This window comes from Actinocorallia aurantiaca (assembly GCF_039533685.1).
GTDB classification, from domain to species: Bacteria; Actinomycetota; Actinomycetes; order Streptosporangiales; family Streptosporangiaceae; genus Actinocorallia; species Actinocorallia aurantiaca.
Window position 1 is genome coordinate 311054 of record NZ_BAAATZ010000037.1, and the last position, 22384, is coordinate 333437.

Here is a 22384-nt window from a genome sequence, read left to right on the forward strand (position 1 = left end):
GCGATCAGGATTCCGGGAACGGTGACAAACCGTCCGCGCCCGCTCATCCCTGTCTCGCGAATACAGAAAGTGACGAGAGCGGGATGTGGGCGAGGTCGCGGGTCTGAACCGATGACGACCCGCCCCGGTGCGCTCCTCGCGGCGTCCCGGCCGGGTCCTCCCCTTCACCCCGAAAGGGAGGACCGAAGTCCGGGCGGCGGCCCGGGGTCAGCGCTCGGCGAAGTAGTCGATCATGCGCGAGTAGTTGTCGTCGGCGTGGCCGTCCGCGATGGCCTGGGTGACGAGGAAGAGGGTGTGGGCGGGGAGGTGGTCGGCGACGTTCCTGGCCCGGCTTTCGCGGAGCAGGTCGTCGATGGACGGGAGGTGGTGGCGCAGGGCTCCGTACTGTGCGGCGTACTGGGACCGGTCGACCTCGTCGGCGATCGACGGCAGGAACGACGTGAGCGCCGTGAGGGAGGGGCCGGCATGGTCGAGGAATCGCTTCAGTTCGATGCCCTCGTCCTTCAGCAGGGCGGCGGCGTGCAGGAAACCGTTCAGGATGCCCCACATGGTGCCGTGCACGGCCATGCCGTACAGGACCGGCGCTCCCGGATCGGCGGCGACCAGGGCCCCCTTGCCGCCCAGGAGGTCGAGCAGCGGGCGGTGGCGGTCGTACACGGACTCCGCTCCCCCGAAGAAGACCACGCTCTCCGGGGCTCCGAGGGCCGGTGCGATCGTCATGATCTGGCCGTGCAGGTAGTCCGCCCCCGACTCGGCGGCCAGACGGCCCGTCTCCTTCGCCTCGCCAGATGTGCAATCCGTCAGGTTCACCACCGTGCGGCCCGCGAGGGCTCCTCCCGCTTCCTCCAGGAGGCGGGAGGCCGCGGCGGCGCTCTTCACGCTGACGAACACCACTTCGCCCGCCGTGACGGCGTCGCGCACCGTCGCCGCCCGCAGCGCGCCCCCGGCCACCAGGGCTTCGGCCTTCTCCGGTGTGCGGTTCCACACGGTGGTCGGATGCCCGGACGCCAGGAACACGCCTGCGACCGCGGCTCCCATCTCCCCCAGGCCGAGCACGGTCACGGGCTGCGGAACGTCCCTGTTCTCCACGGTCACGTCGTCTTCCCTTCCACGGCGGCGGCCGGAAATCCGGCCACCGCGACTCATTGATCACGAGCCACCGTAGAAGTTGAATCAAACTTCAAGTCAAGCCCGCTCCCGGAAAACCGCGATGTCTCGACGGCCGAATGGACAGAACAGGCCCGATCCCCTAGGAAGGACCCGCCCATCAAAAGATCTTGCTTCTCAGGAAGAGACGGATGAACGACATTCCCCCCACAGGTCCCGCGTCCGCCCCCAAGAAGAAACTGCTCCTCATCCTCGGCGGAGCCCTCGCCGTGGTCCTGATCGCCGGTCTCCTCATCGCCACCCTGTTCTCGTCCGGTGGCGGGCCGACCTCGGTGACGGAGTCCTTCCTCGGGGCCATGCGCGACGGCGACCGTGCCAAGGCCGCTTCCCTGACCTGCGCCGACCACGACCTCAACGACGCGATCGCCTTCCCGTCGGATCAGGGCGAGATCTCCTGGAAGGTCACCGGCGAGCAGGTGAGCGGCGACACCGCCAGCGTCTCCCTCTCGGTCACCCTCTCCGTGGACGGCGATTCCCTCACCCGCGACACCACCGCCAAGCTCGTGAAGCAGAACGGCGAGTGGAAGATCTGCGGCCTGGCCGACAACGGCTGACCTCCGGAGCACGCCGTCGACACGTTCCATGTCCTCCGGGAAACTCCGAAGGCGGAGGGCATGGAACGGCAGGTCACGCTCGAAGAGTGCGAGGATGACGACGAGCACTCCCACCAGCAGATCATGTTCCAGCCGGAACTCGTCATCCGGGAATCGACGGCACCGTGAAGATCGCGCTTTTCGTCACCTGCGTCAACGACACCCTGTTCCCTCAGACGGGCAGGGCGGTCGTCTCCCTGCTGGAGCGGCTCGGCCACGAGGCCGTCTTCCCCGAGGCCCAGACGTGCTGCGGGCAGATGCACCTCAACACCGGCTATCCCAAGCAGGCCCTGCCGATGGTGGAGTCGTTCACCCGCGCGTTCTCCGGCTACGAGGCCGTCGTCGCCCCGTCCGGGTCGTGCGCGGCGATGGTGCGGGAGTGGCACGCCAAGCTCGCCGCCCGCCAGGGGCGTCCCGGGCTCGCGCGCCGCGCCGAGGAGCTGGCGCCGCGCGTGTACGAGCTGTCGGAGCTGCTGGTGGACGTGCTGGGCGTCACCGACGTGGGGGCGTCCTTCCCGCACCGCGTCACCTACCACCCGACGTGCCACTCGCTGCGGATGCTGAAGATCGGCGACCGGCCGCTGCGGCTGCTGCGCCAGGTGCGAGGGATCGACCTGGTGGACCTGCCGGACGCCGCCGAGTGCTGCGGGTTCGGCGGGACGTTCGCGTTGAAGAACTCCGACGTGTCGGCTGCGATGTGCGCGGACAAGGTCGCCTCGGTGAAGGCGACCGGGGCCGAGGTGCTGTGCGCGGCCGACAACTCGTGCCTGATGCACATCGGAGGTTCACTCTCGCGTCAGCGGTCGGGCGTGAGGGTGATGCATCTCGCCGAGATCCTCGCGAGTACACGTGAGGGGGAGCGAGCATGACGATGCCCACGTACCTGGGCATGCCGTCCTTCCCGGAGGCCGCCCGGAAGGCCGTCGCCGACACCCGGCTTCGCGGCAACCTCGCCCACGCGACCGGCACGATCCGCGACCGGCGGGCCAAGGCCGTCGCGGAACTCGACGACTGGCTGGAGCTGCGCGAGTCCGCCAAGCAGATCAAGGACCACACCCTCGCCCATCTCGGCCACTACCTGCGGCTGCTGGAGGAGAAGGTGACGGCCGCGGGCGGGACGGTGCACTGGGCGCGTGACGCGGACGAGGCGAACGCGCTCATCACCCGGCTCGTGCGGGAGACCGGTGAGACAGAGGTCGTCAAGGTCAAGTCGATGGCCACCCAGGAGATCGGGCTCAACGAGGCGCTGGCGAAAGCCGGAATCGCCGCCTACGAGACCGATCTGGCCGAGCTGATCGTGCAGCTGGGACACGACCGGCCGTCGCACATCCTCGTCCCGGCCATCCACAAGAACCGCGCGGAAATCCGGGAGATCTTCCGAAGGGAGATGCCTTCGGCTCCCGAGGACCTGACGGACGACCCCTCCGCACTGGCCGACGCGGCCCGGCTGCATCTGCGGGAGCGGTTCCTGGCGGCGAAGGTGGCGGTCTCCGGAGCGAACTTCGCGATCGCGGAGACGGGAACCGTGCTGGTGGTGGAGTCGGAAGGCAACGGGCGGATGTGCCTGACGCTGCCCGAAACGCTGATCACCGTGATGGGAATCGAGAAGGTACTGCCGACCGTCCGGGATTTGGAGGTCTTCCTCCAGGTGCTCCCGCGCTCGTCCACCGCCGAGCGGATGAACCCGTACACGTCCGCTTGGACGGGTGTGTACGAGGGCGACGGACCTCGGAACTTCCATCTGGTCCTGCTGGACAACGGGCGTACCCGCGTCCGGGACGACGAGATCGGACGGCAGGCGCTGCGCTGTATCCGGTGCTCCGCCTGCCTGAACGTCTGCCCCGTTTACGCGCGGGCCGGCGGGCACGCCTACGGGTCGCCTTATCCCGGGCCCATCGGAGCGATTCTCTCGCCTCAGCTGCGCGGTATCGGCTCGGAGGTGGACGCCTCGCTGCCGTTCGCGTCGTCGTTGTGCGGGGCCTGCTACGAGGTCTGCCCCGTCGCCATCGATATTCCCGAAGTACTGGTCCATCTGCGGGCCGAAGTCGTCAAGAAACCGGTAGAACGGATGGTGATGGGAGCCGCGGGCTGGGCTTTGCGCTCACCCGTCCGGTTGAAGGCGGCGCAGCGGGCCGCCTCGGCGGGCCGCGGGTTCGCCCGGCGCCTCCGGTACCCCAGGGCGTGGGCCGACACCCGAGACCTGCCCGTCCCGCCCGTCCAGTCTTTCCGCGCCTGGTGGAGGAACACCCATGACGACCGCACGTGACACCATCCTGGCCCGGCTCGGCTCACCTGACGGCGATCCGGCCGCCGAGCACGCGGCGCTCCGGCGCGACTACCTTCACGAGCACCACCCGGACGTCGACCTCGTCGAACTGTTCGCGGAGCGGCTGGCCGACTACCAGGCCGTCGTCCACCTCGTCCCGGAAGGGGAGCTGCCGAGAGCCCTGTCCCGGGCACTGTGGGAGGGCGGATACGTCATCCCCGACGGCGTGCCCGAGGAGTGGGTCAGCGGGATCGAGCCGTCCCGCCGCGCCGGAGCGGACACCGATCTGACGGCCGTCGCCGGTGTGATCACCGGCTGCGCCGCGGCGATCGCCGAGACCGGCACGATCGTGCTCGACCACGGCCCCGGCCAGGGCCGCCGCGCCCTCACCCTGGTGCCCGACCACCACCTCGTCGTCGTCACCGCCGACCGGATCTCCGCCGACGTGCCCGGCGCCCTCGCCCTCCTCGACGCGACCCGCCCCCTCACGTTCGTGTCCGGGCCCTCGGCCACCAGCGACATCGAACTGTCCCGGGTGGAGGGCGTCCACGGCCCCCGCACTCTCGAGGTCTTCCTCACCTGACCGCATGGAACGCGACATATCGCGATCTATATTGAGATCATGGTGAATCTCGAGGGAGTGCTGCGGCTCGACGGATGCGCGATGCGGTACGCCGACTCGGGAGGAGACGGACGACCGGTGGTGTTCCTGCATGGAGCGGGAGCGGACCACACGATGTACGCCGCCCAGTACGAGACGCTCGTCGCCGCCGGTTTCCGGGCGGTCCTGCTCGACCTGCGCGGCCACGGGTCGTCGCGCCCGAACACCGCCTCGTTGAGCGCCGAGGTCCTCGCCACCGACATCGAGGCCCTCGTGGCGCATCTCGGCCTGCGCCGCCCCGCTCTCGTGGGGCATTCACTCGGCGGAAACCTCGCCCAGCGACTCGTGCGGCGCGCACCCGACCGCTACTCCGCGATGGCCGTCCTCGACTCCGCCTGGAACACCGGCCCGCTCAGCGCCATGGAGCGGCTCGCGTTGAAGTCGGCCGCGCCTGTGCTGCGCCTCATCCCCGCCCGCGCCCTGCCGCGCATGATGGCCGACGCCTCCGCCGTCACCGACACCGCCCGCGCCGACCTCGTCCGGGTGTTCTCCGCGATGCCGAAGGCCGAGTTCCTCTCCGTCTGGCTGGCGACGACTCGGTTCGTCGACCCCGACCCCGCCTACCGGACTCCGGTCCCTCTCCTGCTGCTGCGCGGCGCGAAGGACCGCACCGGCAACATCGCCACCGCGATGCCGCAGTGGGCCGCAGCCGAGGGCATCGAGGAGGTCGTGATCCCCGACGCCGGCCACGTGGTCACCCTGGACGCTCCCGAAGCGGCCTCCAAGGCCCTGCTCGCCTTTCTGACGCGCATCGAGAGCGAACATGAATGAGCGCCGGGAGCACTTCGGTGCCGTCCCGGCCGACCCGCCCCGCGTCGCCTGCGGCTGTCAGGCGTTCTTGATCCCTGCGACGAGAGCGGCGAACGCGCCTCGCAACATCTCCCGGTGCCCTGCATCGGGATTCTTGGAGTCGCGAATCAGAAGACGGTCTCGCGTCGCGGCGACCTCGACGCACTCGCCGCCAGTTCCTCCGCTATGGCTGCTCTTACGCCATTGCGGTGCCGTGTCTGCCGAGTAACTCACATGTACTCCTCTCGGATCCGGCTCATGAACGCGATGGAGTCGGCCTGGGAAAGCGCTTCGCCCATCATCGTGTTGAAATCTACTCCGGCATTGAACAGAACCTCTCGGCTGTCGACCAACTGGCTGAAACTGGCTGATTCGATGTACATGAGCTCGGGTTCTCTCTCGAAGCTCAGCAGGATGAACCCACCGATCAGAGCCACAGGGGTGATCCTGTCGAAGGGGAGGATGCGGATCTGCACCTGAGGGGACTGCGCCATTCCGATGAGATGGTCGATCTGAGCGGCCATGACCTTGGGGCCGCCGACAGGACGTCGAAACACGGACTCATCAAGGACATACAGCGCTTTAGGCGGTAGATCCCTTGTGAAGATCGATTGGCGTTCCATGCGTCCGGCTACACGCGCGTCCAACGTCTCCGAGAGCTCGGCGGGGTCCATGAGAGCCCGCGCGTAGTCCTCAAGTTGGAGGAGACCAGGCACGATCTGTGCGGCGAAACCGCGAATACCGATGGATTTGGCCTCATGCCGGAGAAATTCACCGAAACCCTGGTGGAGGACACGGCGTCGGCCTGCTCGCTGGATCGCGCGGTAGACGCGGATGAACAGGCCGTCGTTCTCCTCCCAGCCCTCGGTCTTGAAGCAGGTGTCCAGGTCGAAGGCCGTCTGCTCGGGGACGGGCTTCTCCGTCTGCTCCAGCTGGGAGATCCACTGCGCGGTGCAGCCGAGGGCCTTGGCGAGCCCGTTCATCGACAGGCCCGCGCGGGTGCGCTGCCGCCGGAGCTCGATCGCGAAGTGGGCGCGCAGGGCGTCGGGATCGGACTCGTAGGAGGCGTGGGACATCGGTGTCCTCCGGCGCTTGGTTGACGGGGGCGCGGACGGCTGTCCGTCTACTTGACACGGCTTCGTAGCAGAGAGTAACGCCCTGTCAGCAGACTGTCCGGTGATTCGGTGTCCGGCTGATCACAGACCGGCTTTCGCGGGGCCGGAGGAAGGCGCGTGGAGCCGTCCGTTCAGCGAAGGGCGAGAGATCCCGAGCATGAGAGGAGCGAGGCGGCATGACGGTACTCACGATTGTTCTCTGGGCCCTGATCCTCCTCATCGCCTTGGCCGTCGGCGTTCTTCACGTCCGGGCCACACGCGGAAACCGGCACAGATTCTGAGGAGGAACAGCGTGTTCGAACCTTTCGACGACAGCCGGCGGCAGGCGCATTCGGGCACCGGTGAAGACCGCTCCGGTGCTTGTGGAGAACAGATGTCCCGACCTCACCGTGTCTTCTCCGGGACGCTGGATCAGCTGGCGGAGGTCCGACGGTTCGTCCGGCTCGTGGCGGACGGACATGAGGCCGTGTATCTGGCGGAGCTCGTGGCCTGCGAACTCGCCGCAAACGCCGTCCTGCACACCCGCAGCGGGAGACCCGGCGGGTGGTTCGCGGTGGAGGCGGGGTTCGGGCCGGACGAAGTACGCGTCGCCGTCTCCGACCTGGGGTCCGGGCGGGAACCGGAGGCGCGGCCCGCTGACATCGAGGCCGTCAGCGGGCGCGGGCTGTGGATGGTCGAACTGATGTCGCTGGAATGGGGGTCCGAACCCACTGAGGCAGGCCGGAGGGTCTGGGCTTCGCTGCCCGTTTCCGGTACACGGTGATCAGGCCCCTGATGAAGAGGCGTGCGTACACCGGCGGCGCAGTCCGCGTCCCTCGCCGGTCACGGCACAGGTCGGCCGAGACGCAGTCGGGCCGGGCGGGGAACCGGAGGAAACGCAGGTGAGAGGGGGAGCTTCCGGGGCCTGTCGAGAACCGAGCGGTTTTGTCGGTGGGGTGATCTAGCTTTCCGGGCATGACGACGCAGGCGTATTCGTATGCGGCTCCCTCGGGGCTGGTGCAGGGACGGCTCGGGCTCTCCACCTCGGGTGGCGTGACCAGCCGGGGAACCGTGGCGCATCCGCACTTCTTCAGCGGCCTGCTCACCCGCGGGGACGTGGGGGCGGCGGGGCTGCTCGCGCTCGCGGACGTGGCCCAGACGCGGTACTTCCAGCCGCGGCCCACCGGTTTCCGGGATCCGGTCGTCACCTGCAACGGCGATCGGCTGCGCATGGAGTCGTTCTCCGCGTGCGCCGGTGTGTACGCGAGGCTCGACGTCCTTCAGGAGGCGCTCGACGGGGAGGTGACGTCGCTGGGCACCACGAACGTCGACGTCAACGGGCCGCTGCGGGAGGCGCTCGCCCGGGTCGGCGGGTCCGATCCGATGCACCTGGCCGTCGGTGAGGACGAGCTCGTCGTCACGACGCTGGACGGATCGACCGTCGAGAAGAAGGTCCCGCTGCCGGAGCGGTGGCTGCGGTCCTTCGCCGAGGTGCAGGCCATCGCCTCCGGGTTCGACCTGCGGGCCGAGCTGCCCGCCGCCGAGGCCGTGCGGTTCGTGCGGGGGCTGCCCCGGCGGGGCCGCGTCCTGTGGGCGCAGCCCGCCGGGCGAGGGCTGCGGGTGGCCGCCCGGCCGGTGCCCGGCGGCGTCTGCCTCGCCGGGCCCGAGCGGCTCGCCACCCTGGCGCCGCTGCTGCGGTTCGCCAAGGGGCTGCGGGTCTACGGGCCCGCCATCGCCGCCGGGTCGCCGCCCGTGGCGAGCGCGTGGGAGCTGGAGCTGCCCGGCATGCGGTACGTGCTCACCCTCTCCCCCGAGCTCAACCGCGGGTTCTCCGGCGAGGGCGCGGTGCTGGACGCGCTCGCCGAGGACGAGACGGCCGCCGACGCCGAGCTCGTCGCGGCGCTGCTGGCGTTCGAGCCGCGCCTGGAGCCCGGCGACCTCGCCGACCGGGCCGGGCTGGAACCCTCCCGGGTGCGCGCGGCCCTCACCCAGCTCGGCACCGGCGGCAAGGTCGGCTACGACACCGCCGAAGCGGCGTTCTTCCACCGGGAGCTGCCCTACGACGCGGCCCGCGTCCAGGCGATGAACCCGCGGCTGCGCGCCGCCCGCGCGCTGGCCGAGAAGGGCGGCGTCCGGATCGTCTCCCCCGGGGTCGCGCAGGTGACGGGCGACACCGGCGTGTACCAGGTGCGGTCGGAGACCTGGTCCTGCACCTGCCCCTGGTGGACGGGGAACCGGGGCGGGCGAGGGCCCTGCAAGCACGTCCTGGCCGTCCGCATCCACACCCGTGAGGAGAACTGACATGTCCGTCTGGAAAGGGCTGCGCGAGCTGATCACCGACTCCGCCTGGAAAACGCTGCGCGAGCAGATCACCGCCGGAAACGTCCCGGCGGTCCTGGAACTGCTGGAAACGCTCGACGACGCGGGACGCAAAGAGGTCGCCCGTGAGCTGCCCGCCTACGTGCGCTCGCTCGAAGAGCGGACCTGGCGCAGCGACCGGAGCGTCTCCCTGCGCGACGCGCAGAACCTGGCGTTGAAGGCCGCCGGTGCGGCGTGTCTGCCCGCCGCCGCCGCTGCCGCCTGGCTCGTCCGCCGGGACCTGCAGGTGTGGCGATCCTCCGAGCAGCGAACGGAGCAGGTGGTGATGCGGGCCTCCTCCCACCGGCCCGCCTCGTGGCGTGCCGACGTCGGGCGGCGGCTGGCCGGGAAGCTGCGTCTCCGCGACATGGACCCCTGGGACAACGAGGGCCAGCGGAACTGGGAGCTCGCGACGCGACTGCTCTTCTCCGCCGGGGAGGCTCCTCCGACGAACGACGCCTTCGTCGTCGGCTGGCTGGCCTGGAGGCGTACGACCCCGCGCGGGCAGGACCCGTTCTTCTCCGCGCTCGTGCCGTTCATCTTCGAGGCCGAGGGAGTCGGCGCCAGGCTCGCCGGCGAGCGGCCCGAGGAGAACGGAACGTGGAGCCGCACCGGTTCCTGGATCGGCAAGCTCCTCGCGGCGGCGGCCGCCACGGGCTCTGCGAACGCCGCGCGTCCAGCGGGCACGGCGGACGCCGCAGATGGCGTGGATGGCGTGGACGCCGTGGGTGCGGCGGGCACGGCGGACGCCGCAGATGGCGTGGACGCCGCGCATGCGGCGGACGCCGTGGGTGCGGCAGGCGCCGTGGGTGGTGCGGACGCCGTGGGTGGTGCGGACATGCCGAAGACCGCGGACACGGCAGGCGGGGCGCGCACGGCGGACGGCGCGGTGTCTCCGGTGAGCAGGGAGGCATTGCTCGACGGGTGCGTGCGGCGGTTCCTGCGCGGCGGGCGGGCCCGGGACCTCGCCTGGTTCATCCGGCTGCACCAGGCGCTGGCGCCGACCGCCGAGGAGAGCGCCGCCCGGCTCCGCGACTATGTGCGGCTGCTGCCGGTCGCACCGCCCGCCGTCGCGGAACTCGCGTTCGGCCAGGTCAAAGCCGTCGACGAGCGGACGCCGCTGGACGACGGGCTCTTCGCCGAGACGGTCGAGGCGCTGCTGTTCCGGCCCGAGGCCAAGCTCGTCAAGGCGGCGCTGATCTGGCTGGACCGCAGGGCGCGCAACCGGGGATGCGAGGCCGCCGCCGTCGCGTTCGCCGCGACCCTGTTCGGGCACGAGCGGCCCGAACTGCGGGAACGCGCCGTGAAACTCGCGGTGAAGCACGCCGGGAAGGCCGATCCGCTCACCGCCGAAACCGTCCGTGAAGCTGCGGGGGTCCTGCCCGGCACGCTCCTGCCGCTGATCACCGAGGCGTTCGGCGCCGTCGAGGCAGCCGAGCCCGAGGCCCCGCCCGTCCTGTACGCGCCCGCCCCGACAGACCTGCCCGGGCCGATCTCCTCACCCGCCGAACTCTTCGAGAAGACCGTCCTCCACCTGCGGAACCACGACATGAGCTGGGCGGAGACGGAACGCCTGACGGCCGGCCTGGTCACCATGGGCCCCTCCATCGTCGAGGAGCTCCAGCAGCACGTCCACGCCGACGCGCCGTGGATGCTGCACGACAGCTACGTCCACCAGCTCTTCGGCCCCTCCTTCCTCATCCACGTCCTGCTGCAGCGGAGCGAGGGCCTTCTGCGCCGCGACCGCCGGGCCCGCAAGAAGGCCAAGGGGGAAGGCGGAACCCCTCCCGCGTCCCGGCGTTCGCTGCACGAGCGTTTCCTCGACGCCGCGGCCGCCGTCGACCACCGCATCCGGGTGCTCTCCCAGCACCAGCGGAGAGGCGAGGACTTCCCCGCCCCCGCGCGCCTCCTGCACCTGCGCTTCGTCGACGCCGCCGCCCACCTCGGCGCTCCGGTCCTGCTGGCCACCCCCACCTCCTCCACCGGACACTTGGATCCCGACGTCTTCGCCGCCCGCCTGCGCACCCTGGAAGAGGCCGGGCAGGAGCCGGGAGTGTACGACCTCGAGCAGGCCCTGCTGCGCCTTCCCGCCGACACCGTCCACGTCCCCGGCCTGGACGGGCTGTCCTCCCCCGCTGCCGTCCGGGCCCGCGAGTGGCTGGCCTCCGGCGGTTTCCGCGCCCCCGACCTCGTCTACGGCTTCGTCCCGGTCAAGCACCACCGCTACTCCTGGCACGCGGACCAGTCCTGGGAGGAGTTCTCGCACTTCCACGCCACGGCCGTCTGCGAATCCCCCCTGCATTCGGCACGCCTCCTGGGCACCATCACCCCGCCCGCAGAGCAGGTCGCCACGGGCCACCACGCGGCGGAGATCCCCTGGTGGCCCGCGGTCCTGCCCTCCCACCGCGAGCTCACCGCCGCCCACCTCCTGCACCACCTGGCCTCCCGCTCCCACGACCCCTACGACAACGCCGCAGTCCTGCCGGCCCTGACCGACGCCACCGGCCCCACCGGCCAGGCCACCGCCGCCGTCCTCCTCCACGCCCTGGGCTCCGAACACGCCCCCGACCGCGCCGGAGCCGTCGACGCCCTCCTGTCCTTCGCCGCCCAGGACGCCCTCCCCGCCTCCGACCTGGGCCGGCTCCTCCCACCCCTCCTGGAAACCGAGACCTTCCCCCTCACCCGACTCCTCCCACCCCTGACCGAAGCCGTCCGCGCCGGCGCCCCCCTCTGGCCCTTCTTCGCCGAAGCGATCCCCGCCCTCCTCCCAGAACCCGGCACCCCCGCCCGCACCGGCCTCGCACCCTTCCTCTCCCTGGCCACCACCACCGCCGAACTCCACCACATCCGCACCCCCCTCCCCGCCCTCACCACCTGGACCCCCGCCTCCCCCACCTCCCGCCCCGCCAAAGAGGCCGCCCGCCTCCACCAGACCCTCACCGCCCCCTGACCCAGCGGCATCGGCCCGTCGGGAAAGGAGCACACCGAAGCGGGACTCGACTGTTCAGCGCGTCCTCTCCCCCATGCGATACGCAAGAGCACCGAGCCGAGCGAGTGAGCCCTCCGAGGCATCGGTGAGCTCCAACGGATGAGTGACGATGGTCGTGTTCCCGTGCCTGACGTCGTGGACCGTCGCTCCGGTGAAGCACTGGGCATAGATGACTCAGCCCATCGGTACGGCGAGAGCCGTACCGATGGGCTGGTATCTGATAACGCCGAAGGCTTGTGCGGGCCTGTTCTCAGGGCGAACCCGCAGGCCGACGCCCTCGGGTATGTCAGTCGAAGAGTTCGTCGATGGCGGTGATGCTCTGGGCGCGCACGATCCAGGCTTCGATCTGCCGCAGGTCCTCACAGCCGGTGATGCGCTCGCGGGCCTCGTCGGTGACGGTGACGCCCCGAGTCTCGAGCATCAGGAGCAGCGCCTTGGCTTCTCCTCGGACTTCGCCCCGGGCCTCTCCCCGGGCTTCTCCCCGAGCCTCTCCTCGGGCTTCGGCGGTGGAGACGAAGCGCTGGGTGCTGGTGCTCATGATGTCCTCCCACAGGGCCAGGGCGATCGGGTTGTTCTGGAGGCTCGCCTGGACGAGCCCCGCGTAGCGGGCGACCCTCTCCTCTTCGCCGAGGGTGTTCAGGGCGTCTTTCAACGCTTCCAGTATGCCAGGGGCGTCCTTGGAGGAGCCGTTGACGAGGGCGGACAGGACCACGCCGGGGATGTCGGTGCGGGCCTGAACCGGGTCGGTGATCGGCGGGATGGTGACGGGGCCGGCGACGGTGGGGAAGAGGGCCAGGCTGGCGGGCAGACCGGCGAAGGACCGGGAGAAGGGGCCGCGGGCCCAGGCGGCGGTGCTCTCATGCTGGGTGATGACCAGCAGGACGACGGGACAGTCGTACTTGTCCTGGAAGTGGGCGACGACCTGCGGCCAGACGGTCTCCTTGTCCGGGTCTCTCTTGGTCTGTGACTCGACGAGCAGGATCACGGTGCCGTGGCCTTTGATCTCCAGGCGCATGACGGTGTCGCAACGGCGTTCGGTGACCTGGATGCTGGTGGCGTCATTGGTGATCTCCTCTGCCGTGAGCACGGTCAGGTTCACTCCTGCGGCATGGCGCAGGACGCTGCCGATCAGGTCGGGATCGTCTCTGAGGGCGTGGTGCAGCGCCTCGTGGATGGGACTGGGCATGCCGAGATCTTGCTTCACACTGAGTGTTCGCGTCATCACTTTCCGAAACCTTTGCCTCTTGTTCGAGGGCGGGCCGGTCAGGGGTGGCGTTCCAGGGCGGGGCGGTTCCAGTCGGCGCGGGTGGCGGCGGCCTCGTAGGTGGACTGGAGGAAGGAGAGGAGGACGGCGTCCGGGTCGGGGGACTTGCGGACGGTCTCGTAGGGGAGGACGAACTCGCCCAGGGGTTCGTCGTAGTGGGCTTCGGGCGGGGTTATCGGAGCTTCGCGGAAGCCGGGGGGTTCGGGGTAGGCGTAGGAGTAGAAGACGCCCTCGCCTTCGCCGCCGGGCCAGTAGCCGCAGCTGCTGACCTCGTGGGAGTAGGCCTCCAGCATGACGTGGGGGCCGCAGTTGGGGACCTCGCCGGAGTAGGGCGGGGCCGTGCGGCCGGAGAAGCGGGTGGTGGCCAGGTCCAGGGCTCCCCAGAAGAGGTGGACGGGGCTGGACTTGCCGACGAAGCGGGACCTGAACTCGGTGAAGACGCGGTGGATCTGGACGAGGAGCTGCCAGAAGCGGCGGGCCTGGGCGGGGTCGTACTCGCGGTGGACGTCGTCGTCGGGGAAGGGGATCGCGTCGGGGAGCTCGACGGGGACCGGCCAGATGGGTGTGGAGAGGTCCAGGGCGTCCAGGGACGTCATCATCCGGTGGTAGAAGTCCGCGACGTCCGCAACGGCGGTGAGGGGGAAGCCTCCGCCCGTGCCGTCCGTGACGGAGATGTCGAGGCGGTCGGCCTGGAAGTCGAAGTCGACGCTGAAGCAGCGCCCCGACTCGTGGGGGATCAGGGACGTCGTGAGACCGCGTGCGGTGAGGTAGAGCGGGGAGTTCCACCAGTGGTTGACCGGCGGCGTGCGGGCGATGCGGATCTTGCCCACGACCTGCGTCCACAGGGTGAGGGTGTCGCGGGTGGCCTGCCACTCCGCCACGGGCAGCGAGGGCCACACCTGGGATGGGACCGCCATCTTCCGCCTCCGTCCGCCGGGCGCCTGGCACCGGGTGGGAGGAGACCTTCCCCGTCTTCGCCGCCGATGCACCCGACCAAGCGCTTGGTAAGGACGACGCTCCCGCCGGGTGCGGCCCGGCGGGAGCGGAGGGGCGTCAGCCGCCTTCGAGTTCGCGCATGACGGAGCGGGCCTGGGCGAAGAGCATGCCGACGTTGACGTGGCGGGTGCAGATGACCACGGCGACGATGTCGGGGTTGGTCTTGCTGCGCATGAAGAGGTGGACGAGGTGCTCGCTGTTGACGAGGATCTCGTGGAAGTAGCGGCGGTTGTCGACCACGCCGCGGTTCTGCTTCCACAGCTCCTCGATCTGCAGGACGGTGCGGCCCTGGAAGAGGTCGGCGGTGGCCGCGGCGACGACGTCGAGGATGTCGCGGGGGTGGTTGTCGATCGTGTCGACGGCCAGCAGCATGCCGGTGGAGATGTCGACGACGCCCGCGCCCACGTACTCGGGGACGTTCTGGCGGAATGCCTTCATGGCGTTGTTGACGACGTGCGTGAGGTTCATCTGTAGCTTTCTTAAGACAAGCACACCAATTTCGAGGAAAATGGCGCGCTGAGCGGAACGTAAAGCTCATGGGCTGTCGCTCTGGGTCGCGGCACGGCTTGCCCGGTGTGCCGTATCCGCGGCCGGTGAGCTCCTGGCGCTGCTGCAACGGCAACGATACGCTGCAAATATAGACAGATATTGTGAATCTAGGGGATTAAGACCCTAGCGGAAGTGACTTCCAGAGGCGAAGGGCAAGGTGCAGGTGTCCTCGATCATCGACGAACTCGACGTCCTGACACGCGACGGCGCCTCGGGTGCGCTGAAGGTGGAAGGGCGGCGGCGGGGCACCGTCTACCTCGACGACGGGCGCTTCATCTTCGCCGAGGCGGCGGGCGTCCCGGACCTCGCGTCCCGGCTGATAGGAGCGCGCAGGCTCACCGCGGAGCAGTGGAACACGCTGCGCACCGAGGGGCGGCCGGGCGAGTTCGGCTCCCTCCTCGTGGAGCGCGGCATCATCGGTGAGGAGGACCTCACGGACGTTCTCCACTCGGCCTTCCTGGACGCCGTCACGGCGCTCACCGCGGACGGCGGGGAGCCCGAAACCAGGTTCGCCCCGCTGGAACGCCCCTGGATCGGCTCCCCCCTCGGGCTGGAGGTCGGCTCCCTCAAGGAGGAGGTCTCGCGCCTGGCCGAGCACGACTTCCCCCTCGACGCGAAGCCGAGGCTGTCCGACCTCGACAGCCCCTGGGGCGTCGTCGAACGCCGCGAGTGGGCCGTCGCCTGCCGTATGGACGGCGCCACGACCCTGCGCGACCTGGCCTGGCACAACGGGTTCTCCCTGTACGAGACCTTCGAGAGCGTGCAGGGCCTCATCCGCGCGGGCCTGTGCACTTTGTCCGTGTCCGCCGAGCCCGAACCGGCGGCACTCGAACCGGCGGACGAGACGCCGCTCCCCCGTCGCGAGCCCGGCTCGACCATCTGGGACAGGACGCCCGTCGAAACCGGCCTTAAGCGCCGCATACCGGACGGTAATACGATGTTCGCCGTCCCCAACACGGACCTCATGAAGCGCCTCATCCAGGCACTCCAGGACATGGACTAAAGGTCCTCCGGGGCGAGGAACTTCCTGCTCCGCACCGCCTGCTCCATGTGGTGGGCGATCCGCTTGTTCAGGTCGCGGATCTGGTAGTGCAGCATCCCGACGTTCATGTCGTCGCCGCCGAGGACGGCGACGACGGCCTTCTCGCCGATCGCGAACACGGCCAGGTAGCCGTCGCTGCCCCGGGTCAGCGTCTCGCGGAACCGGCCGCGTCCCGTGGCCTCGGTGGCCTGGCGGGCGAGGCCGAGCGTCGTGGCGATGATCGCGGCGATCCGGGTCGGTTCCAGGTCCGGGATGTCCTCGGCGACCATGAAGCCGTCGCTGGTGGCGACCATGCTGCCGTGCACGCCCTTCACCTGGTCGCGCAGCAGGCGCAACTCCGCGCGGATGAGCTGCTCCGCGCTCTGCTGCGGCGTCACTCCGCCACCGCCCGCACGAACGACAGGGCGTCGCGCCGGGGGGCGGAGGCCGAGGCGGACGCCAGGAGCCTCAGCACGAGCAGCCGGAACACCTCGATGGTGGTGCTGAAGACGCTGTGCCCCGCCTCCCAGGCCAGTTCGCGGGGCGTCGCCTTGTCGCCCACGCGCACGAGCAGCGCCCATTGCAGTTCCGTCACCTGCAGGCGGGGCGCATCGAGCAGCGCGTTGCGCACGACCACCGTGTCCGGCGTGACGTGTTCCGCCATCTGGTCCAGGACGTCCTGGCGGCGTTCGACCTCGACGAGCAGGTCTCCGTAGGACATGCCGCCCACCTCTTCGACCACGGCCCGCTCTCCTTCGCGGAAAGGCTGGCGCAGTGCGGGGCGCGGCCTTCCCGAGAGCAGCTCCAGCGCGGCGTCGACCGTCGCCTCCCGGACGGCGTAACTCCATCCGGGCGTGTCCGCGAACCGCATGGCAGGTCCCGGGGTCCGCCTGGAGTCGGCGTAGACGATCCGGCCTTCGTCGAGGTAGATGGTCCCGCCGAAATCGCCCGGAACCCGTAGCGCTCCGGTCTGCCCGGAGTCTGCGAGCCTGCCCAGCCGGGTGACGAGCGGTTCCCTGGCGAAGTACACGACGCTTTCCATCCTTGCTCGTGGTCCGGTGGATTCAGACGCTGCCGGCGCTGAGCTGCGGCGCGCCGACGAAGCTCACGTCGAGGTCGCGGAGCTGCCGCAGGGCCATGGCGAGGTTGGTCCCGGCGCGGTCCAGCACGACCAGCAGCAGGAAGTCCAGCTTGGGCGCCGGGCTGAACCGCCGGATCAGGTGGTAGTGCCCCTTGAGAGTGATGATCACGTCCTCGAGGCCGCCCTCCGTGGCGAGTTCCGCGCTCATGAGGGAGATGGCGTGGGCGACGTCCGCCGCGCCCGCCGCCGCGACCGGGACGTTCAGCTCCCGCTCGCTCCGGGCGGCTCCCAGGACCATGCCCGTCGAGGCGTCGACGAGGCATCCCACGACGAGTCCCTCGATCTGCCGTACCCGCTCGAGGAGGCCGTCGAGGGTGGAGTCGAGCATGAAGTGGGTCCTTTCCAGCGGCGAAGCAGGCCGGATCTCGGGGGAAGTCCGCACTGCCGCCCGACGTCCGGGGCGAGCACAGGGCCTCATCGGTGCAGGTAAGCATACTCATCCTCGTCCGCATCGCCCCGAGAAGTACATATCTCTCGATGTTGTGCATTTCAGATTTTGTGCAACGCGCCAGGAGTTCCGAGCCGTCCTGGAAGGGACGAGAGGAATCACCCATGCGACGGACGGCCCTCACGACGCTGGCGCTGCTCGCCCTCACGGGCTGCTCCGACCCTTCCCCGGTGCGGGACCCGGAACCCGCCGCCGGCCCCATCCGCACGATCGAGCGGGCGCCGATCCCTTCCCGCGTCGCGCACACCGCCGTGTGGACGGGCGAGGAGATGGTCGTCTGGGGTGGCCGCGGAGCTCCGGACAAATCGACTGAACCAAACAGACCGCCGAATTCCCATGCGACGCTCCCGGCCGACGGCGCCGCTTATGACCCCGAGGCCGACTCCTGGCGAGTGCTCGCGAAGAGCCCCCTGTCCGGACGAACCGGCCAGAACGACGTCTGGACCGGAAGCTCCCTCCTCATCTGGGGCGGGAACGCGAAACGCGGGAAACTGAAGGACGGCGCCTCCTACGACCCGGCCGCCGACACCTGGACGGCGCTGCCCGACGCCCCCGACGCCCGCTCCGGAGCGCAGACGGCCTGGACGGGCACCGAAGCGCTCTTCATCGGCGGCTCCCGCGAAGACGGGGTGGCCTACAACCCCGCCACCCGCGCCTGGCGCGCCCTCCCCGACGCTCCCTTCCACTCCTACGACTGGGCGCTGAGCACCTGGACGGGCGAGGAGTTCCTGCTCTTCGTCGAGACGTCCGGCAGCCGCGAGACCAAGGGCGCGGCCTACGACCCCGCGAGCGACACCTGGCGGACTCTCCCGACGGGACCGGTCGCGGCGGGCGTCTCCTCCGGCGCGGTCTGGACGGGCGACCGCGCCGTGCTCTTCTCGTCTTCTTCGCGGCTTTACAGCAGAGGAGAGAAGGATCCTCTCGACCCGGGAGGTGCGTACATCCCGAAAACCAATAAGTGGGAACGAATTACGCTGTCCCCGCCCGCTACAACCGCCATGACGGGCTACGGCGAACCCATGCTGGCCGGACGAGAGATCGTCCAATGGGGAGGCGCGCGTCCGGCGATCGCCTACCACCTCGACGAGTCCCGCTGGCGGAGCATCCCCGTTCCGAAGATCCCCTGGCGGGAGTTCCCGTCCCTGGTCTGGACGGGAACCGAGATCATCGCCTGGGGCGGCGACTCCTGCCCGCCCGCGGCCAACTGCTTCGCCCTGATGCCCGTGGAGGACGGCGTAGCCCTGAACCCCACCCGCGCCTGACGCGGGGATCGGCGGCCGTCATGGCCACAGGTCAATCCTCGCCGAACACCTTCAGAACGTCGGCTTCGCCTTCCCATCCCGGCCACAGGTCGCGGTGCAGCCGCAGGAACCGGCTGGCCCACTCGACCGCCTCCTCCTTGCTCCGCACCTCGTAGACCACGTAGCCGATCATCTCCTCCGCCTCGGCGAACGGCCCGTCGGCGACGGTCAGCTCCCCTCCGGAGAGGCTGACCCTCGCCCCGCCCGAGGCGCTGGGCAGCAGCCCGCCGGTGTCCAGCAGCGCGCCGGCCTTGGTGGCCTCGTCCCCCAGCTCCATGATCGCTTCCATGAGCTCGAGGGGCGGCGGCGCGGCGGGGGAACGGCTCTTCAAAGTGACGAGGTAACGCATGTCCCCTTCTCCGTCCGATGATCCGCAGCTGACACCAGCCTTCCTCATCGTCCGTCCCGCGCACGCACACGGGTGCCGCCATGCGGCATGCTCCGGCCCGGACCGAGGCCGCGGTCCAAGGCGTGGCAGCGGCCGGCCGGTCGGATCCTCAATCCCCATGCCCGTCGGCCGGTGCCCTCAGCAGCCGGTCCAGTTCGTTCCCGGCCTCGTCGTACCCGGCGTCGGAGATTCGTTGCAGTTCGCGCAGGTCGCCGGCCGCGACCGCCCGTCGGGTGAGCAGGAACCCTGCGTGCATCGATCCCTCGTCCAGCAGCTCGCTCAACTCCTCGAGGTCGTCTGCCGCGTCGGCGAGGTCGGCCAGCCGGTCCGCAGCGGCCTCGTTTCCCGCGTCGGCCAGCTCGCGCAGGGTCTTCCGATCGGTGTTCATGTTCGCCATGACGCCATGCTGCAACCCTGCCCCAGGGGAAGGGTCAAGTGGGACGATGGCCGGATGATCACCATCGGACGGCTGGCCCGGTACGTCGGAGTGTCGATCAAGACCATCCGCGTCTATCACGCCAAAGGGCTGCTCCCCGAACCCGACCGCGACACGTCCGGCTACCGCAGATACGGCGCCGACGACGCCGTCGACCTGATCAAGATCCGGACTCTCGCCGACGCCGGCGTGCCCCTGGCCCGTATCCGGGACCTGAGATCAGCGACCGACGAGGAGTTCCAGCAGGCGCTGCGCGAGATCGACGACGAGCTCACCGACCGCATCCACGGCCTGCGGGCGACGCAAGGACGCCTGCACCGGCTGGCCGCCGGGCATCTGACGCTGCTGCCCGCCGAGGTCGACGCCCATCTGGAGAACCTGGCCCGCTGGGAATTCACCCCTCGCTGGGTGGACCTGCAACGCGATCTGTGGATCCTCGTGTTCGCCGCCCACCCGGACCGCGCGACCGCCCTGTTCCACGATCAGGCCGAGACCCTGGCCGACCCGGCGCTACGGCGGCTCTTCCTCGACTACGACCACGCGCACGACCTCGACGCCGACGATCCCCGCATCGACGACCTCGCCCGCCGGATCGCAGAGGCGACCCGGGAACGCTACGAATCCGACGACCCGCCCGAACTGGACGCGGCCTCCGACATCCCCGCCCTCATCCAGGACACGGTCAACGCCTCGTCCTCGGCATGGCAGCGGCTCGACACGCTCATTCGCGCGCACCTGGCGCGGCGCTAGACGCTCGTCGGGCGGGTGGGGGTGAGGGCCAGTTGGTCCGCGTGGACGCGGGCCAGGATCGTGCGGGCCGCTTCGACGATCTGCGGGACGTTCGCCAGGAGTTCTTTCACGGACGCCTCGTGCCCGGGCGCGAGGCAGGCCTCCGGGAGGGTGGTGAGGCGGCGTTCCAGCCAGGCGAAGGGGTCCTGGGTGAGGGCGCGGTCGAAGACGCGGGAACCCGGCTCGTTGCCCTCCATCTCAGGGTGGTGGTGCATGCGGTCCTTGCTGCCGGGGCCGCGCTCGACGGACTCGAAGAAGTCGGCGCGCCACAGGGCCTCGTCCAGGACGAAGCGCTGGGCGGCGTACACGGAGCCGCGCCACTCCTGCGGGGGCAGCACCCGCAGTTCCACGCGGACCCCGCGTTCCGGGCCCTCCTGGCCGGGGGCCGGCGTGGGGTCGATGAAGTAGAGGTCCTCGAGCGTCACGCCCAGCGTGCCGAAACAGAACGCCTGCAGCATGCTTCGACCTTGCGCCCCGGCGGGGCCTTCGTCAAGAGCGGGCGGAGGGCCGGGCGCGGCCTTCCGCGCCGGTGAGTGTTCCGGCGACCTCGCGGGCGGCGCGGAGGCCGGACTCGACGGCGCCGTCCATGTAGCCGGGCCAGCGGGTGGCGGTCTCGGTGCCGGCCCAGTGGAGGGGGCCGACGGGGGCGCGCAGGGCCGGGCCGAAGCGGGTGAGGGTGCCGGGGGTGGCGAACGCGCCGTAGCAGCCCCGGGAGTACTCCTCGGCGGCCCAGTCGCGTTCCAGGAAGGCGATGGGCTTCCGGGCGGTGGGGCCGAAGTACGAGGTCAGGTCGGACAGGACCTGGCGGCGGCGGGTCTCGGGGTCCAGGCGGGCGGCGGCGTCGGCGTGGCGGCCCTCCAGGAAGCCGAGGAGGACGCCGGGGCCGTCCCCGGGCGGGGTGTTGTCGTAGACGATGCCGCAGGGGCGCCGGTCGCTGACGACCTGGCCGCTGAGGCCCTTCCTCCGCCAGAAGGGCTCCTCGTACACCACGTTGAGCTTGATGACGCGCCCCATCGGCATCCGCTGGACGAGCTGGTCGCGGTCGCCCGGCAGGCCCGGGCTGTAGTGGATCCGGGAGGCCAGCGGCGGCGGCAGTGCGACGACGGCGCGGCGGGCGCGGATCCGGGTGTGCGCAGTGCGCACCACGACGTGCTCGTCCGTCCAGGCGATCCCCTGGACGGGCGCGTCGAGCCGGACGGCGTCCCCGAGGTGTTCCGCCATGGTCCGGGCGATGCGCTGGGAGCCTCCGACGATCCTGTCCTGCTGGCCGCCCCCGGTGGTGTCGACGAGCGCGTCGACCCCGCCCGCCGCCCCGATGTAGAACGCCGCCCACAGCGCCGACACGTCCTCGGGCTCGGCGGCGAAGATCGCCTGCATCAGCACGCCCATGAAGGCCCGGCCGCCCTTGGTGCGGAAGTTGCGGCGCACCCAGCTCGCGAACGTCTGCCCGTCGAGCCGGGCCGCGTCCGGTGCCCGCCACGCCTCCTCCAGCGGGATCCGCGCCGCCATCCGGTCGAGCCGCCACTGGCCCTGCTGGATGTCGGCGAGCGTCAGCGGGCTGAGCCGCGGTATCCGGCCGGTGTGCAGGCTCCGCCCTCCGGCGAGTTCGGTGAGGTACCTTCCCTCGTCGTAGGTCGGGAAGGTCTCCAGCCCGAGTTCGGAGATCAGGGCGAGCACCCGGTCCTGGCCGGGCCCCACCCACTGCCCGCCCATCTCGACGACCCCGCCTCCGGGGATCTCCTCGTTGAGGAGCCGCCCGCCGACCCTGTCCCGGGCCTCCAGCACGGCCACCTCGTGCCCGTCCCGGACGAGTTCCCGCGCGGCCACCAGCCCGGCGAGCCCCGCTCCCACCACCACGACGTCCACGGACTCCGTCATCGCCGTCCCCTCCCCGATGTCCTTGAGACCACTACCCGTACGGAACCGCGGCACTGTTTCGGTTTCCGGCGTCCCGGGTGAAAGATTCAAAAAGATCATTACCGGCCGCGGAATTCCCTCGGGGGAGCCCCGGGAGTCCACTTAAGGACAATTCCCCAGAAAGCCCTACAAAGATCTTGTTCTCAGTGAATGGCTAATACTGAGCCTTTTCCATCACGCGGCGATGGCGGCCTCGCGGTTGTGAAGAACGCTGATG

General features: G+C 70.2%; 24 protein-coding genes. 11 read left to right on the forward strand and 13 right to left on the reverse strand.

From position 1 onward, the window contains the following. Positions 1–207: 207 nt before the first annotated feature. Positions 208–1095 carry an NAD(P)-dependent oxidoreductase gene (locus ABD327_RS36355; RefSeq protein ID WP_344458042.1) on the reverse strand — a complete coding sequence of 296 codons (888 nt, stop codon included), beginning with the start codon at positions 1093–1095 and terminating at the stop codon, positions 208–210. Positions 1096–1298: 203 nt separating this feature from the next. On the opposite strand from ABD327_RS36355, the gene ABD327_RS36360 reads away from it, so the two are divergent. The 5 genes from ABD327_RS36360 (at position 1299) to ABD327_RS36380 (ending at position 5458) form a co-directional block, all read left to right on the forward strand. After that, the gene (locus ABD327_RS36360; protein ID WP_344458044.1) at positions 1299–1721 is read left to right on the forward strand and encodes an Rv0361 family membrane protein; all 423 of its coding nucleotides are present in this window, start codon (positions 1299–1301) and stop codon (positions 1719–1721) included. Positions 1722–1885: 164 nt separating this feature from the next. Next, positions 1886–2629 carry a (Fe-S)-binding protein gene (locus tag ABD327_RS36365; protein WP_344458046.1) on the forward strand — a complete coding sequence of 248 codons (744 nt, stop codon included), beginning with the start codon at positions 1886–1888 and terminating at the stop codon, positions 2627–2629. Further along, on the forward strand, positions 2626–4026 hold the full coding sequence (locus ABD327_RS36370; RefSeq protein WP_344458049.1) for a lactate utilization protein B: 1401 nt from the start codon (positions 2626–2628) through the stop codon (positions 4024–4026). Before ABD327_RS36365 ends, ABD327_RS36370 begins: the two co-directional genes overlap by 4 nt. Continuing rightward, positions 4010–4609 (forward strand): LutC/YkgG family protein, encoded by a 600-nt coding sequence (locus tag ABD327_RS36375; protein ID WP_344458051.1) that lies wholly within the window; start codon positions 4010–4012, stop codon positions 4607–4609. The genes ABD327_RS36370 and ABD327_RS36375 overlap by 17 nt, the downstream gene beginning before the upstream one ends. A 39-nt stretch (positions 4610–4648) precedes the next feature. Further along, positions 4649–5458, forward strand: coding sequence for an alpha/beta fold hydrolase (locus ABD327_RS36380; protein WP_344458053.1), 810 nt, complete (start codon positions 4649–4651; stop codon positions 5456–5458). Positions 5459–5515: 57 nt separating this feature from the next. Here the strand turns inward: ABD327_RS36380 and ABD327_RS36385 are convergent, their stop codons facing one another. Further along, positions 5516–5710, reverse strand: coding sequence for a DUF397 domain-containing protein (locus tag ABD327_RS36385; protein ID WP_344458055.1), 195 nt, complete (start codon positions 5708–5710; stop codon positions 5516–5518). Continuing rightward, positions 5707–6552, reverse strand: a complete 846-nt coding sequence (locus ABD327_RS36390) for a helix-turn-helix domain-containing protein (RefSeq protein ID WP_344458057.1) — start codon at positions 6550–6552, stop codon at positions 5707–5709. The genes ABD327_RS36385 and ABD327_RS36390 overlap by 4 nt, the downstream gene beginning before the upstream one ends. Positions 6553–6964: 412 nt before the next feature. Between ABD327_RS36390 and ABD327_RS36395 the strand changes: the two genes are divergently transcribed. The 3 genes from ABD327_RS36395 to ABD327_RS36405 all read left to right on the forward strand — a co-directional run bounded on the left by ABD327_RS36395 (position 6965) and on the right by ABD327_RS36405 (position 11878). Next, the gene (locus ABD327_RS36395) at positions 6965–7354 is read left to right on the forward strand and encodes an ATP-binding protein (protein ID WP_344458058.1); all 390 of its coding nucleotides are present in this window, start codon (positions 6965–6967) and stop codon (positions 7352–7354) included. 191 nt (positions 7355–7545) lie between these two features. Next, entirely contained in the window at positions 7546–8871 is a 1326-nt protein-coding gene (locus ABD327_RS36400; RefSeq protein ID WP_344458061.1) for an SWIM zinc finger family protein, read from the forward strand. Between the two features lies 1 nt (position 8872). Next, on the forward strand, positions 8873–11878 hold the full coding sequence (locus ABD327_RS36405; protein ID WP_344458063.1) for a DUF6493 family protein: 3006 nt from the start codon (positions 8873–8875) through the stop codon (positions 11876–11878). A 325-nt stretch (positions 11879–12203) separates the two neighbouring features. Here the strand turns inward: ABD327_RS36405 and ABD327_RS36410 are convergent, their stop codons facing one another. The 3 genes from ABD327_RS36410 to ABD327_RS36420 form a co-directional block, all read right to left on the reverse strand. Then, positions 12204–13103 carry a hypothetical protein gene (locus tag ABD327_RS36410; protein WP_344458065.1) on the reverse strand — a complete coding sequence of 300 codons (900 nt, stop codon included), beginning with the start codon at positions 13101–13103 and terminating at the stop codon, positions 12204–12206. A gap of 77 nt (positions 13104–13180) precedes the next feature. Next, complete coding sequence (locus ABD327_RS36415) at positions 13181–14098, reverse strand: DUF5996 family protein (RefSeq protein WP_344458067.1); 918 nt, start codon at positions 14096–14098, stop codon at positions 13181–13183. A 136-nt stretch (positions 14099–14234) separates the two neighbouring features. Then, positions 14235–14645, reverse strand: a complete 411-nt coding sequence (locus ABD327_RS36420) for a hypothetical protein (protein WP_344458070.1) — start codon at positions 14643–14645, stop codon at positions 14235–14237. Positions 14646–14889: 244 nt separating this feature from the next. Between ABD327_RS36420 and ABD327_RS36425 the strand changes: the two genes are divergently transcribed. After that, positions 14890–15729, forward strand: a complete 840-nt coding sequence (locus ABD327_RS36425) for a DUF4388 domain-containing protein (protein WP_344458072.1) — start codon at positions 14890–14892, stop codon at positions 15727–15729. Here ABD327_RS36425 and ABD327_RS36430 read toward each other — a convergent pair. Genes ABD327_RS36430 through ABD327_RS36440 form a run of 3 tightly spaced genes read right to left on the reverse strand, consistent with a single transcriptional unit; the run spans position 15726 to position 17216 of the window. Further along, positions 15726–16145: a roadblock/LC7 domain-containing protein gene (locus ABD327_RS36430; RefSeq protein ID WP_344458075.1), complete on the reverse strand. Its 420-nt coding sequence runs from the start codon at positions 16143–16145 to the stop codon at positions 15726–15728. The genes ABD327_RS36425 and ABD327_RS36430 overlap by 4 nt on opposite strands. Then, entirely contained in the window at positions 16142–16789 is a 648-nt protein-coding gene (locus ABD327_RS36435; protein WP_344458078.1) for a hypothetical protein, read from the reverse strand. Before ABD327_RS36435 ends, ABD327_RS36430 begins: the two co-directional genes overlap by 4 nt. A 22-nt stretch (positions 16790–16811) precedes the next feature. Further along, complete coding sequence (locus ABD327_RS36440) at positions 16812–17216, reverse strand: hypothetical protein (protein WP_344458081.1); 405 nt, start codon at positions 17214–17216, stop codon at positions 16812–16814. Between the two features lie 224 nt (positions 17217–17440). Between ABD327_RS36440 and ABD327_RS36445 the strand changes: the two genes are divergently transcribed. Then, on the forward strand, positions 17441–18598 hold the full coding sequence (locus ABD327_RS36445) for a Kelch repeat-containing protein (protein WP_344458083.1): 1158 nt from the start codon (positions 17441–17443) through the stop codon (positions 18596–18598). A 31-nt stretch (positions 18599–18629) separates the two neighbouring features. Here the strand turns inward: ABD327_RS36445 and ABD327_RS36450 are convergent, their stop codons facing one another. Both ABD327_RS36450 and ABD327_RS36455 read right to left on the reverse strand, forming a co-directional pair. After that, positions 18630–18986: a YciI family protein gene (locus ABD327_RS36450; RefSeq protein WP_344458085.1), complete on the reverse strand. Its 357-nt coding sequence runs from the start codon at positions 18984–18986 to the stop codon at positions 18630–18632. 148 nt (positions 18987–19134) lie between these two features. Beyond that, a complete protein-coding gene (locus tag ABD327_RS36455; RefSeq protein WP_344458088.1) occupies positions 19135–19422 on the reverse strand; it encodes a hypothetical protein in 288 nt (95 codons plus the stop codon). Between the two features lie 54 nt (positions 19423–19476). Here ABD327_RS36455 and ABD327_RS36460 point away from each other — a divergent pair, with 54 nt between their 5' ends. After that, positions 19477–20211, forward strand: coding sequence for a MerR family transcriptional regulator (locus ABD327_RS36460; RefSeq protein WP_344458091.1), 735 nt, complete (start codon positions 19477–19479; stop codon positions 20209–20211). Here ABD327_RS36460 and ABD327_RS36465 read toward each other — a convergent pair. Both ABD327_RS36465 and ABD327_RS36470 read right to left on the reverse strand, forming a co-directional pair. Next, positions 20208–20708, reverse strand: a complete 501-nt coding sequence (locus ABD327_RS36465) for a hypothetical protein (protein ID WP_344458093.1) — start codon at positions 20706–20708, stop codon at positions 20208–20210. The two genes, ABD327_RS36460 and ABD327_RS36465, sit on opposite strands and share 4 nt — an antisense overlap. 31 nt (positions 20709–20739) lie before the next feature. After that, complete coding sequence (locus ABD327_RS36470; protein ID WP_344458095.1) at positions 20740–22128, reverse strand: flavin monoamine oxidase family protein; 1389 nt, start codon at positions 22126–22128, stop codon at positions 20740–20742. Positions 22129–22384: the final 256 nt, after the last annotated feature.